This is a genomic window from Mycobacterium sp. 852002-10029_SCH5224772 (assembly GCF_001667315.1).
Classification (GTDB): domain Bacteria; phylum Actinomycetota; class Actinomycetes; order Mycobacteriales; family Mycobacteriaceae; genus Mycobacterium.
This window is the reverse complement of the sequence record NZ_LZHT01000079.1, coordinates 23,722-36,735: the sequence shown is the minus strand read 5'-3', so window position 1 is coordinate 36,735 and position 13,014 is coordinate 23,722. Positions and strand designations below refer to the sequence as shown.

Annotated in this window: 14 protein-coding genes; 4 read left to right on the top strand and 10 right to left on the bottom strand. The window is 66.4% G+C overall.

Going from position 1 to position 13,014, the window contains the following annotated elements; genetic code table 11:
• A partial coding sequence (locus A5775_RS13835) for an SDR family NAD(P)-dependent oxidoreductase (protein WP_067253043.1) occupies window positions 1-721 on the top strand: 721 nt, incomplete at its 5' end.
• An 18-nt stretch (window positions 722-739) separates the two neighbouring features.
• On the opposite strand, the gene A5775_RS13830 is transcribed toward A5775_RS13835, so the two are convergent.
• Both A5775_RS13830 and A5775_RS13825 read right to left on the bottom strand, forming a co-directional pair.
• Window positions 740-1,207, bottom strand: coding sequence for a hypothetical protein (locus A5775_RS13830; RefSeq protein ID WP_067253053.1), 468 nt, complete (start codon window positions 1,205-1,207; stop codon window positions 740-742).
• Between the two features lie 176 nt (window positions 1,208-1,383).
• Window positions 1,384-2,055 (bottom strand): TetR/AcrR family transcriptional regulator, encoded by a 672-nt coding sequence (locus tag A5775_RS13825; protein WP_067253041.1) that lies wholly within the window; start codon window positions 2,053-2,055, stop codon window positions 1,384-1,386.
• 182 nt (window positions 2,056-2,237) lie between these two features.
• Between A5775_RS13825 and A5775_RS13820 the strand changes: the two genes are divergently transcribed.
• Window positions 2,238-4,001, top strand: coding sequence for an amidohydrolase family protein (locus A5775_RS13820; protein ID WP_067253038.1), 1,764 nt, complete (start codon window positions 2,238-2,240; stop codon window positions 3,999-4,001).
• 42 nt (window positions 4,002-4,043) lie between these two features.
• Here the strand turns inward: A5775_RS13820 and A5775_RS13815 are convergent, their stop codons facing one another.
• On the bottom strand, window positions 4,044-4,643 hold the full coding sequence (locus A5775_RS13815; RefSeq protein WP_067253036.1) for a TetR/AcrR family transcriptional regulator: 600 nt from the start codon (window positions 4,641-4,643) through the stop codon (window positions 4,044-4,046).
• Window positions 4,644-4,761: 118 nt separating this feature from the next.
• Between A5775_RS13815 and A5775_RS13810 the strand changes: the two genes are divergently transcribed.
• On the top strand, window positions 4,762-5,307 hold the full coding sequence (locus A5775_RS13810) for a class I SAM-dependent methyltransferase (RefSeq protein WP_067253034.1): 546 nt from the start codon (window positions 4,762-4,764) through the stop codon (window positions 5,305-5,307).
• A gap of 18 nt (window positions 5,308-5,325) precedes the next feature.
• On the opposite strand, the gene A5775_RS13805 is transcribed toward A5775_RS13810, so the two are convergent.
• The 5 genes from A5775_RS13805 to A5775_RS13790 form a co-directional block, all read right to left on the bottom strand.
• Window positions 5,326-6,708: a DEAD/DEAH box helicase gene (locus A5775_RS13805; protein WP_067253032.1), complete on the bottom strand. Its 1,383-nt coding sequence runs from the start codon at window positions 6,706-6,708 to the stop codon at window positions 5,326-5,328.
• A 24-nt stretch (window positions 6,709-6,732) separates the two neighbouring features.
• Entirely contained in the window at window positions 6,733-6,954 is a 222-nt protein-coding gene (locus A5775_RS25430; protein WP_156660691.1) for a hypothetical protein, read from the bottom strand.
• 71 nt (window positions 6,955-7,025) lie between these two features.
• Complete coding sequence (locus A5775_RS13800) at window positions 7,026-7,397, bottom strand: thiocyanate hydrolase (protein ID WP_067253030.1); 372 nt, start codon at window positions 7,395-7,397, stop codon at window positions 7,026-7,028.
• 7 nt (window positions 7,398-7,404) lie between these two features.
• Window positions 7,405-8,115 carry a thiocyanate hydrolase subunit gamma gene (gene scnC, locus A5775_RS13795; RefSeq protein ID WP_067253051.1) on the bottom strand — a complete coding sequence of 237 codons (711 nt, stop codon included), beginning with the start codon at window positions 8,113-8,115 and terminating at the stop codon, window positions 7,405-7,407.
• Between the two features lie 33 nt (window positions 8,116-8,148).
• Window positions 8,149-8,988, bottom strand: coding sequence for a nitrile hydratase subunit beta (locus A5775_RS13790; RefSeq protein ID WP_067253028.1), 840 nt, complete (start codon window positions 8,986-8,988; stop codon window positions 8,149-8,151).
• A gap of 111 nt (window positions 8,989-9,099) precedes the next feature.
• On the opposite strand from A5775_RS13790, the gene A5775_RS13785 reads away from it, so the two are divergent.
• A complete protein-coding gene (locus A5775_RS13785) occupies window positions 9,100-9,936 on the top strand; it encodes an enoyl-CoA hydratase-related protein (protein WP_067253026.1) in 837 nt (278 codons plus the stop codon).
• A 9-nt stretch (window positions 9,937-9,945) separates the two neighbouring features.
• On the opposite strand, the gene A5775_RS13780 is transcribed toward A5775_RS13785, so the two are convergent.
• On the bottom strand, window positions 9,946-11,631 hold the full coding sequence (locus tag A5775_RS13780) for an FAD-binding protein (protein WP_067253023.1): 1,686 nt from the start codon (window positions 11,629-11,631) through the stop codon (window positions 9,946-9,948).
• Entirely contained in the window at window positions 11,628-13,001 is a 1,374-nt protein-coding gene (locus A5775_RS13775; protein WP_231995180.1) for a Rieske 2Fe-2S domain-containing protein, read from the bottom strand. Before A5775_RS13775 ends, A5775_RS13780 begins: the two co-directional genes overlap by 4 nt.
• Window positions 13,002-13,014 lie beyond the last annotated feature (13 nt).

The window sequence follows — 13,014 nt, the reverse complement described above, 5'->3', positions numbered from 1 at the left end:
CGGCGGCCCCGCGGCCCCGGCCGAGGGGGCCGCAGATGACGAGCGGATTGCCCAAAGGCTCGTCGACGAATGCGTCAGCACGTTCGGGCGGCTGGACACACTGGTCAATTGCGCCGGAATCGCCGAGCCGCCGGGGTCCTCGATCCTGAAGATCTCCGCGGCCGAGTTTGACCGGCTGATCGGTGCCCACCTGGGCACGGCGTTTCACACGTGCCGGGCCGCCGCTCCGGCCATGGTCGCGCAGGGACACGGGGCCATCATCAACACCGGTTCGGTGGCGTTTCTGGGTGACTACGGCGGGACCGGCTATCCCGCGGGCAAGGGCGCCGTCAACGGCCTGACAATGGCCATTGCCGCCGAACTGAAGCCCCACGGCATTCGGGCCAACGTGGTGTGCCCCGGCGCCAGGACGCGGCTGTCGACCGGTCGCGAGTACGAAAGACATATCGAAGACCTGCACCGCCGCGGGCTGCTCGACGAGATGACGATGCGAGCCTCGCTCGACACCGCTCCGCCCGCATTCGTGGCCCCGGTCTACGCCTATCTCGCCAGCGACTTGGCGCGTGACGTGACGGGCCAGATCCTGGTTGCCGCAGGCGGTTTCGTCGGCAGTTTCGACCGCCAGACAGCGCGCGTGCTGGGTTACCGCGATCACCATGAGGCCGGGCCCTGGTCGGTCGAGGACGTGCACACGATGATCAGCGCCGCGCCGGCGCGATGAGCGGCACACGAATGCCGCCTAATCCGGCCGGTCGGCTCCGTGTCGCTTGCGGACGAACGAACTGGCGGCATGCAATGTCCCGCGGAACGCGTAGGCGGCGGCGACCAGCGACAGGATGATCAGCACGATGAACATGGGCAGCCAGCTGCTCCTGCTGTGGCTCACGTTCCACCAGACGATGGTGAACAACACCGCACAGAGCAGCAGCACCACGTCTCGCCAGTTGCCCTGGTAAGACAGTGCGGCCCGGCGCAACGCGCGGCTGCGGTCGGCGGCGTCGACCATGTCGTCGATGCGCGCGTCAATGGTCCGCTGCAGCTGGGCACGCCGGTCGGTGGCGTCCGGGGGCAATCGGTCCAGCAGGTCCATGTCCTGTCTGATCATTCCTCGATAGTCAGGACCTTTGAACTGCCCGGCGGCGACGGCGAGCATCACGCCCCCGAAAACAGGCGCGCTATCGAGTGCGATTTGCCCCAGACCCACCATTGCGGCTCCTTGATCGGTTGTCCTCAACGTCGACTCGTCGAGGATCGCCGAACTCGAGGACCAGATCAACCGGCCAACCGACCCGTCGGTCGCAGACATATCAACAAAAATGTATGGTCTGCGCCGTTGGCGTCAACCCGGTGCCGGACCGCGTGTCCCGGACCTCGCCTGTCCCGTCAGGAGGCCTTGGGCGAGCGCCGGCGCGTTCGCGGCGGCTCGCCAGTGCCGAGCGCATCCATCGCCCGGACCAGCTGGGGGTAGGCGATCGCCGGGCCGATCCAGCGGGTGAGATAGCGCCGCAGATCGGCGCCCCTGCGGGGCGGCCGTCCCGGGTCGGCGAGGAAGGAATGCAGGACCCGCAGCGAGAACTCGTTCAGCTCGTCGAGGCCCGCTTCGTCGAAACCGTAATGCTCCCAGTCGATGTCGTAGCGATGCAGCATCGACCGGCCGAATGCCAACGCGGTATCGGAGATGATCGAAACTTTCTGGCCGCCATGGTGGCGCTGGTTGAGAACGAATTCGACCTGATTGTCGCCGGCCAGCTCCTCGACGGCGAAAGCCATTCCCTCCGTGATGGCGACGACCGGATCGGTGACGCCGTCGAGATGGGCCGCCATGCGGTCGAGGAAGCCGTCCGCCGAACGCATCGCGGACGCCACCAGCAACGCCTGCGTCCCGGGGAAGTATCGGTAGACGGTCTGCCGGGTGACGCCGAGTGCCCGCGCCACGTCCGCGATCCGCAACGCTGAACCGCGTTCGTCGATGATCTTGTCGGCGGCGTCGAGGATGCGCTCGATCGCCTCCGCATCGGAGGCCGGTGTGTTTCCTGCCCAACCGTGACTGCGCATGATTAACGAACGGCAAACCCGTAGGCGGTGATCCCCACAGCTGGGATCATAGCGCCCGTCGCGGCACCGTCGTTGCTGGCTAACGATCGCGTCGCGCACCGATAACACGGCCAGACACTATGCCGAGTATGTATGATCACAGCGGATCCAGCAGGTAGCGCGCCTGACAGAAAGGCCGACCGATGCAGTACGACACCGTGATCACGAACGGACGCTGGTTCGACGGGACGGGAGGACCGTCGGCGGTGCGCGACATCGGGGTACGCGACGGCCGCGTCGTCGCCATCGCCGCCGGGCTGGACACGACCGGCGCCGATGTCATCGACGCGACGGGCCAGTGGGTGATCCCCGGGATCATCGACATCCACACCCACTATGACGTCGAAATCCTGTGCGCGCCTGAGCTTTCCGAATCATTGCGGCACGGTGTGACGACCGTGATGCTCGGATCGTGTTCGCTGTCCACCGTCTACCTGAACAGTGTCGATGCGGGGGACATCTTCGGCCGGGTCGAAGCCATCCCCAGGCGCTACGTCATCGAGCACCTCGATGCGGCGCGGTCATGGACCAATCCCCGGGAATATGTGGACGAACTCGAACGCCTCAACCTGGGCCCGAACCTTGCGGCGTTCATCGGCCACTCGGACCTGCGCGCCGCGACGATGGGCCTGGACCGGGCGACCCGCAAGGACGTCCGGCCGTCTGCTGCCGAACTCGCCCGGATGGAATCGATGCTGAACGACGCGCTCGACGAAGGGTTCGTCGGGATGTCGTCGCAGCGACTGCTGTTCGACAAGCTCGACGGCGAAGTGTGCCGATCGCGCACGCTGCCCTCGACGTACGCTTCATCGCGCGAGCTGCGCCGCCTGAACGCGATCCTGCGGAGGCGCGACAAGATCCTGCAGTCCGGCCCGGACATCAAGAATCCGCTGTCGGTGGTGTCGCAGTTGATAACGTCCCTCGGGTTCCGCCGGCCCCGATTGAAGACCAGCCTGCTGTCGGCGGCCGACATCAAGGCCATCCCGTTCGTGATTCACGTCATGGACCGGCTCGCTCGCGTCGTCAATGCGCTGGGCGGCAATTTTCGCTGGCAGCATTTGCCGGTGCCGTTCGAGGTCTACGCCGACGGGATTTCGTTGGTGGTCTTCGAGGAGTTCGGCTCCGGCGCCGCGGCGCTGCACCTGCAGACGGAGATCGAGCGCAATCAACTCATGCGCGACGAGGAGTATCGGCGCAAGTTCCGCAAGGACTACGACAGCAAATTCGGCCCCCGGGTGTGGCACCGCGACTTCTTCGACGCCGAAATCGTGGACTGCCCCGACCAGACCGTCATCGGCAAGTCGTTCGGGCAGGTCGGCGTGGAGCGCGGCGGGCTGCATCCGGTCGACGCCTTCCTCGACCTGGTCGTCGAACACGGCGAAAAGCTGCGCTGGCGGACCACGATCTCCAACCATCGCCCCGAGGTCCTCAAAAAGATGGCCCAGAGCCCGACCGTCCAGATGGGGTTCTCAGACGCGGGCGCGCATCTGCGCAACATGGCGTTCTACAACTCCGGGCTGCGCCTGCTGCGGCATGCGCACGATGCCGAGAAGTCCGGCAAGCCGTTCATCTCGATGGAGCGCGCCGTGCACCGGCTGACCGGCGAGCTCGGGGAGTGGTACGGCATCGACGCCGGCACGCTGCGCGAAGGCGACCGCGCCGACATCGTCATCATCGACCCCGCCAAGCTCGACGAGTCGCTCGACCGCTACGCCGAGCATCCGGTCGAGTCCTACGGCGGGCTGTCGCGGATGGTGAACCGCAACGACGACACGGTCACGGCCGTGCTGGTGTCCGGGAAACTCGCGTTCGGGGCGGGGAAGGCCGCGCCGGCACTGGGCAAGGAACGACTTGGTCAGTTCCTGCGGGCGGGGCGCACATCCCGAAAGCTGGCCACTACCGGCTAGTTACGCGCGCATCGAGCGGATGATCTTGGGGCGCTGCGTGTTTCACGCCACGGAGGCGCCCAGGATGAGGTTAACCGCCTCGTCGAGCTGTCCGGCGATCTCCGCGAAACTGATGAACCGGGCGGTCATCAGCGCACCGGAGAAGGTCATCTGCAGCGTGGACTTCACCGCGCGTGGCCACCCCGGCCCGAGCGCGGCGCTGATCCGCCTGGTCACCTCCTCGCCGATCTGGTCCCGCAGCGGCTTGACCGCCGGATCGTCGGCCATCAGGGCCGCGCCGGAGGCGGCGGTCAGCTCCGGCTCGTCGGCGACCATCACCGCCATGTCCCGCAGTGTGGCGCTGACGCGGGTCTTGGTCGTTTGATTGACATCGGTGTGCAGCGGGAGGTCGCGCAGGAACCGCAGGTACACCGCCGCGACCAGCGCGCTTTTCGACGGGAAATAGGTGTAGGCGCTGGCCGGCGAGACCCCGGCGCGAGTCGCGACGGCGCGCATCGTCAGGTTCGCGTACGAGGATTCGCGCAGTTCCTCCAGCCCGGCGTCAAGGACCTTGCGAATCGTCTGGCCAGGACGGCGGTCCGACCGGCGAGCGGCGCCGTCGGCGGTTTTGGCGGTAACCCGGGACGACGCCTCGTTGGACACCCGTCCAGTGTAGGAACGTCGGCTGCCGCCAACAACGTCCATTCGTCGCGGTCGGCGTGATACCGCGATCCCGATAACAGACAGTTGTCCAGAAGAAGTCGGTCCTAGAGTGTCGCGTATGGGCGAAGCGGACCGGCATCGCTGGGACGAGCGGTACGCGGCGAAGGGGCCGCCCCCGCTGGCTTCGGTTGCGCCGCCCGACGTCTTCGCGCGCCACGCAGAGGCGTTCCCCACCGCCGGCACGGGGCTCGACCTGGCCTGCGGGCAGGGACTGGGTTCGGTGTGGCTGGCGTTGCGGGGCCTGCGGGTGGTGGGGTTGGACATCTCGCCGGTGGCGATCGCCCACGCTCGGGACTTGGCCCAGCGTGCCGCGGTGGCCGACCGCTGTCGCTTCAACGTTGTCGATTTCGACGGTGGCTTACCCCCGGGCACGCCCGCCGACGTCATCCTCTGCTGCAAGTTCCGGGACCGTCGCCTCGATCGGGCGATCATCGAACGACTGGCGCCCGGTGGGCTGCTGGCGATCGCCGTGCTCAGCGAGGTGGGGGCGGCTCCGGGGCCGTTCCGCGCGTTACCCGGCGAGCTGACCGCCGCGTTCGCCGAACTGGATGTCGTCGCCGACGGCGAAGCGGAGGGTCAGGCCTGGCTGCTCGCTCGGCGCTGACTCGTTCCGGGCAGCAAACTACCCGGTGCTTCCCTGCGCGCGGCTCGAACGCCGACGATCCAGCCGCCGCGTCGGTGTGGCACTGCGGTGCGATATCGCCGAGTCGGTGGGTGCATTGGTCTTGGGTGACCGGGTATTGCGGTTATTCCGGCGTCGCTGACCACCAGCGTTCGGTCGATGCTGCCGCGGCGAGCGCGAAGGAACATTGGCGGGCGCGGGTGCGGGCGCCTGGTAGGGCGCGACCTCACCCACGAGCGCCTGCACCGCGTCCGATGACGCGGTCACCTGCTGCGGAGCGACCTTGATGCCGGCCTTGCGCATCAGTGACTGGGTGTCTCGGCGCTGCTCGGGCAGAACCACGGTGACGACGTCACCCGCGCTGCCCGCCCGCGCGGTGCGCCCGGAGCGGTGCAGGTAAGACTTGTGCTCGGCCGGCGGGTCGATGTGCACGACAAGCTCGACCTCGTCGACGTGCACGCCCCGCGCGGCGATATCGGTCGCCACCAGCACCCGGGCGCCGCCCGAGGCAAACATCGCAAGGTTGCGCTCGCGGGCGGGCTGAGACAGGTTCCCGTGCAAGTCGACCGACGGAACTCCCGATTCGGTGAGCTGTTTGGCGAGTTTGCGCGCTTGATGCTTGGTGCGCATGAACAGAATTCGACGCCCGGTGCCGGACGCCAGCCGGTGCACGAGTTCCTTCTTGGCGTCCGCATTGGCCACGTGGAAGACGTGATGCGTCATTTCGGAAACCGGCGAGTCGGCCCCGTCGACGGAGTGCAGCACCTCGTCGCGGAGAAATCGGTTGACGAGCTTGTCGACGCCGTTGTCCAGGGTCGCCGAAAACATCAGCCGCTGGCCGCCATTCGGAGTGGCCGCCAGGATCCGCGTGACGCCGGGCAGGAAGCCGAGATCGGCCATGTGATCGGCTTCGTCGATCACGGTGATCTCGATCGCCTCGAGACTGATCAAACGCTGTTTCATCAGGTCCTCGAGCCGACCGGGGCAAGCCACGACGATGTCGACGCCGGATTTGAGGGCGGCTACCTGACGGTGTTGTGAAACGCCGCCGAAGATCGTGGTGACGCGCAGACCGCAGGCGGCTGCCAACGGCTCGAGCGTCGCGGTGATCTGGCTCGCCAACTCACGGGTAGGAGCGAGCACCAAACCCGATGGCCTCGAGCGGCGGCCGCTGCGTTCGGAGAGTCGGCTGACCAGCGGAATCGAAAAGGCAAGGGTCTTCCCACTGCCCGTTTTCCCGCGGCCGAGTACATCGCGGCCGGCCAGCGTATCGGGCAGGGTCGCAACCTGAATGGGGAATGGATCGGTAATGCCGCGCTTCGCGAGCGCATCGACGAGTGGTCTGCGCACGCCGAGGTCGGCAAAAGTTTTGTCGGTAGTCACTTTTCGGTGCCTTTCAGGCATCGGTCATGCCGGACCGGCAACGCGTTTGTCGCGCACGGTTTTCGGCACAAGTTGGCGAGATTGCCGGAGGGCAAAATCGATCGCCGCGAGACAAGCTAGTGCGGGTGCACGGATCATCTGAACGTGGTGGTTAAGCCCGAAATTTCGGGGCAGCACCAGTGGGATGAAGAAGCGTTCCACGACGTAGTTGACATCAGGCTTTGAAGCCAACGTTGCAGTCAGCATAGCGCACCCCGTGCACAACGACGAGAAAGCGCCCGGGAACTCGGTGTGATGTGCGCCGCAGTGGAGCTCGCTCAGGATTCCAGCCTGGCCCGCACGGCGGCCAGCCTTTCCTCGAGCTCGGATTCGTCGATGACGCCGCGCGCCACCAACGAGTGCGCCAACGCGACCAGACGGTTCTCCGGGTAGGGCAGCCCGGAGTAAACGGTCGCCGACAGCGCGTCCTCGTCGTCACGCCGCTCGGCGAAACCGAGAACTTCGGCGCCACAGGAGCTTTGGTCGATCGCATCACACATGCCGTCGAGACTCGTTTGCCAGGGCGGTACCGGGTTGTCGACCCCGTACCTTGCCGCCATGCGACTCCAGACCTGGTTGCGTTCAACGATTTTCGTCAGCGGCACGACTGTTGAGCCCTCGATCGGGTGTGGGGTGTGCGCGGTGCTCATCGGTGTCTCATTGCTCGACGGGATGGACGGCGGGACGGGTCTGGGTGACGGCGTTGGTTGTCACACCCGGCTTGGGCAGCGCGACACCGATCAGGCAGTCGCGCGTGACGATCTCGGCGAGTTGATCCTCGGTCCACCCCTGCGTTCCGTCGGGACGGACCGGCATCACCATGAAGCGGTGCTTCTGGTTGGAGTCTTCCACCCGGATCTCGACGTCCTCCGGGAGAATCAGGCCGAACTCCGCGAGCACCTGGCGGGGCCAGCGCACGATGCGGCGGCGATAGTTGGGTGTCCGGTACCACTCGGGGGAATTGCCGAGTATCGGCCGCGGATAGCAGGAGCACAGCGTGCAGACGATCACGTGATGCAGCGCCGGGGTGTCTTCGAGCACATGCAGGGCCGTGAAGTCACTCGGCGTCCCGAACCCCGTCGGCTCCAGCCAGTCGACCCCCACCTCCTTGCTCGCGGCGAGCGGATCCGAGCGCACCAGCTCCTGGTAGCCGGGATCGAGCCAGGCCCGCGCCACCAGGCGCGCCGCGGGCGTGGGGCCGATCTGTTCGGCGAACTCGGTGAAGCGGCGATGATCTTCCGCGCTGAAAAGCCCTTTCTCGATACATAATTCGCGCAGTGCGATCTCGAGGACTTCGAAGTCGGTGATTTCGTCCACCATCGGCGCAGCGGTGCGCTCGTGGTCATGATCGTGTTCGTGAGCGGCCATGCGGTCGTCCTTTCCCAAACTCGCAGCCCGTGGCTAGCCGGCCGCTTCGAGCCACCGTTGTGGGATTTCCGTCTGCAACGTGTCGTTGCCGGGCCCGGTGTAGCCGTGCCATAACTCGGAGAGAGTGAACCGGACGATGTAGAACCACTCCGGCTGTTGGTCTGCCCCGTCCCAGGTTTCGTCCTCGGCGGCGGGGCTTTCATACGACACGACCGCGACCTCGCCCGTCGCGCCGCGCACATATTCCTGCGTGCGGGTGTAGAGCAGCACGGGCAGATCCCGCACCACGACCTTGTCACCGACGCTGAATTTCGGTGTGCCCGCCCGCCCGGCATACACCTGGGGGTCGCCTTTGCCCACGGCATGGATGTGGTGCCGGTTGCGGTTGACCGGCGCGGGATCGCCTTCGAACTTCGGCTTGGCCGCCAAGGCCTTTCCGCTCAGGCCGTCCGCGTAGCGCGCCTTGACCTCGGCGATCCGTTCGGCCAATTCGCTCAGCCCGATGTGGTGCTTTTCGGCGAGGACACGCGCCACCGCCAAGAGCCAGCGTCCGTAATAGGGAAGCCCGAGATAGATGGTGCGGCCGAGATCGACGTTGCCCATCCGGCGCCTTTCCTCGGACAGCCAGATCCCGCGCCAGCCGAGCACCTCGCACATGACATAGGTGTTGTGCTCCCATATCTCGTACTGCTTGTTCTCGAACTCGATCGGAGCGTCCGGCTCGCCGCCGACATCGTGCGGGGTCTTGACGTAGGCGGCGAAACGCTCGTGGTCGATGAGATCCGGCGTGGGAGCGTCCGGAAGTTCGGGATAAGAGGATTTGAGCCGCGCCACCAGGTCCAGCTGCCGTACCCGGTCGAGAGGAGTCGCCATATCAGCCCCATCCGTCGTCACTGCCCACCCGAATACAGCTCACTCCTCGCATCCCGATCACGCAACCGCTAAATCGACGGCGCGCGGGGTGCGGAAGGGTATGGTCCGACCATGGAGCGGCGCGAGCTCGAAGCGGTCATCTATGAACGCGAACCGCCGATTGCGCGGATCATTCTGAACCGGTCGGACAAGGCCAACACCAAAGACGCGATCCTGGTCACCGAGGTCGACGACTGCCTGCACGAGGCCGACCGCGACAAGGACATCAAGGTCGTCATCCTCAAAGCCAACGGCAAGGGGTTCTGCGGTGGGCATGTGGCGGGCTGGGGGCCGGACGAAAACCCGTATCCGGATTTCGGGGAGACGTTCGAGGACCTTTACAAGGGCACCGCCGACCTGTTCCTGTGGCCGACGTTGTACCTGTGGGAATTTCCGAAGCCGACCATCTCGCAAATCCATGGCTATTGCATGGGCGGGGGAATCTATCTCGGGTTGCTGACCGATTTCTGCGTGGCCTCCGAGGACGCGTATTTCCAGATGCCCCTTGCCCAAAGCCTCGGCGAGCCCGGCGGGCACACCATGATAGAGCCGTGGCTGCTGATGAACTGGCACCGCACCATGGACTGGCTGCTGCTGGCGCCGACGCTGTCCGCGCAGCAGGCCCTCGACTGGGGGCTGCTGAACCGGGTGGTGCCGCGCGGTCAGCTCGAGGACACCGTCGAAGAGATGGCGCGCAGGATCGCCCAGATCCCGTTGACCACACTGATGGCGGTCAAGAACAACGTGAAGCGCGCCTGGGAATTGATGGGGATGCGGGTGCACCTGCAGGTCAGTCACATCCTGACGAACATGGTCGGCGCCGCTTCCGATGTGCAGGCGCGGCGCGCCGAGTTCATGCAGTCGGGCATGAAGCCGCGCGAATTCGTCGACCGCGACGAAAGCTCCTAGCGCTCGCCATTACTTGCCGGCGGCGTGGCATGCGGCGACGTAGCCGAACACCATCGAGCTGGCGATGCTCGCCCCGGCGCCCGGATAGGTCCGCCCCATCACGGTCGCCGTCGTGTTTCCGGTGGCGTACAGGCCCTCGATCACCCGATCCTGCTCGTCGAGAACCTGCGCGAACTCGTTGGTGATCACGCCCCCGCACGTCCCGACGTCCGCGGGGAGCACCCGGGTCGCGTAGTACGGCGCGGTGTCGAGCGGCCCGATGGCGGCGTTCGGCCGATATCCGGGATCGCCCAGGCAGTCGTTGTAGGCCGACTGGCCGCGGCCGAAGTCCGGATCCAAACCCTTGGCCGCGTAGGCGTTGAACCGCTGAATCGTGTGCGCCAATTCGTCGGCGGGAAGGTCGATCTCGCCAGCCAGCTCCGAAATGGTCATCGCTCGTTTGACGGCGCCGGACTCGATCAGCGCCGGCGGCAACGGCTGGTTGCGTTTCAGGGTCTTCAGTGGGCTCGTGCTGGTGACGTATCGGCGCACATAGCCGTCGTCGAAGATCATCCAGCACGGTACGGCCTTGTTGGCGTACATCGCTTTGCCGACCTCGACGTAGGAGTTCGACTCGTTGCAAAACCTCCGGCCGCTCGAGTCGACATAGATGGCGCCGGGGCGCTGGCGGCCCGATCCGAGCGACGCGGCGACGGCCCCGCCGTTGGCGATGAAAACCGAAGGCAGCCACCACGCCTCGTCCAGCAGATCGGTCTTCGCGCCCAGGCGCATCGCCGCCTCGAGCACCTCGCCGGTGTCGCCGGCGTTGGCGATCGACCACTGGCCTTCGTTGGGTTGGTCACCGCTGTACCGGCGGCGCATCTCCTTGTTGTGCCCGAAACCGCCGGCGGCCAACAGGACTCCCTTGCGGGCCTCGACGTTCAGCGGTTCGCCGTCGCGCACGATCCGCGCGCCCACCACCCGGCCGTCCTCGACGACGAGGTCGGCCAGCGCCGCGTCGGTCCACAACGGGGGAGGCCCGTCACTGAGGTCCATCAGCGCCTTGAGCAGCTGAGCGATCAGCGAGGCGCCGTTAGTGAGGATCTGACGCCGCTGGACCCGCGCCGCCGCGGTGCGCAGGAACACCCGGGCCGCCACCGCGAACGCGCCCGGGGAACGGTTGAAATATTGAACCGAACGCAACTCGTTGGTCAGCACCACGTATCCATAGTTCTTGGCCAGCGGCGGCTGCACCCTGTCGCGCCAGTCGCCCAACTGCGCGGCGTCGAAGGGGATTCCCTCGATGGCGCGGCCGAACGCGTTGCCGCCCTTGTGGTTCGGGTAGTAGTCGCTCCAGCCCGCGCACCGGATCAGTGCCACGCCCTTGCGGGTGAGGAAATTGACCATCTCGTGGCCGGCGGTGAGGAACATTTCCCGCCGCTGCGGCGAGGACGGCGCACCGATGTCGCCGACCACGTCGGCCAGGTAGGCCAGGCCGTCCTCGTGCGTGTCGGCGATGCCGTCCCTGCGCATCAAGGGGTTGTTGGGCAGCCAGACGATGCCACCGGACAGCCCCGTCGAACCGCCGATCAATGACTGCTTTTCGATGATGAGCGGCTCGAGCCCGCGGTCCAGCGCCGCCAGCCCGGCGACCATGCCGCCGCCGCCGCTGCCCGCGATGACCAGGTCGACGGAGCGGTCCCACTGAGCGCTCATCGCGCCTCCCCGGAGATTGTGGTGAAGCCGAGATCGGCGATCGGCACGTCGATGGTGGTGTTCGTCTTCTGGATCGCGGGTATCAGCGCGTCGTAGGGCAGGCCCGCCAGGAAGCCGTCGATGACGCGCTCGAAGTTGGAGATCAACCCTTCGATCTGGTTGGACAACCGCATGAAGTCAAAGCTTTTGGAATGCAGTCCCTTTTGTTGCCTGGGCAAGTTGGAGAAGTCTTGGGCGGGAATGGGCGGCCAGCGCGGGTCGTCGGGCGCCATCGGCTCCGGCGGCGTGGGTTTGCCGGCCGACGCGTCGTCGGGAAACCGTGTGAGGGACCAGATCTCGAACAACGTGTCCTCGGGTCCGAGTGGCCGGATGCGGTACGACGACGCGCTGCTATAGGTCGGCAGGATGAAGTAGTGCGGGAAGGCGAACCCGATCGCGTCGGTGATCCCGCGGCGGACCAGCTCGTTGAGATCGGGCATGCCGCTGCCCCGGGCCCGATGCCAGTCGACGACGGCGTCGTTCAGCGCGCTGCGCCATGTGGCCATCGCCGCCGCCGGGTCCGACGGCAGTTCGATGTCGCGCAGGCCCTCGGCGATGCGGATGTCGTTTTCGTGGGTCATGCCGCCCATGCCGTCGCCGAGGGTGCGCATGAAATACAGGCTGCTCGCGACGACGGGATGCACCGCGGCGGCGGGATCGCCGGTCTGCGCGGACGGCAGCAGCTGAGGATGGGTCTGCGGGACGTGGTAGCCCTCCATGAACGCCGCCGCGGCCAGCTTCCAATTCACCGGCAGCCGGCACGATTGCCACCACTCGACGCGCAGCGAGTCGACCTGCCAGGCGTCGTAGACCGACGCGAACGGCTCCATCCAGTCACGCAACGCCGGCGCGTGGTCGTCGAGGTTGATCCACGCGCAACCGCCCCAGAGCTCGCACCGCACCGACACCAGGCGCAGGTCGTCGGCGGCCAGGTTTTCTTCGGCGAACGCTTCGGGGCGCCACACCAACGTGTTGCGCCCGTCGAGGCCCCAGCACCAGCCGTGGAACGGGCACACGAAGGTGCGACGATTCCCGTTCCCCTCCACCAGCTTCACGCCGCGATGCCGGCAGGCGTTGTGGTAGGCGCGGACCGTCTGGTTGTCTACCCGCACCACGATGACGGACTCGTCGAGGATTTCGTATTCGACGAAATCGCCGGCCTTGGGGATTTCCTCGAGCCGGCACGCCATTTGCCACATGCGTGGCCACAACATCTCGGCTTCCCGCGCGTAGAACTCCGGGTCGTAGTAGCGCTGCTTGGGGATTCGATCGGCGGTAAGCACCGCCCACGGCACCGGTCGCGGTGTCCCATTGCCCATTCCTACAGCCATCTCGTCATCCCTT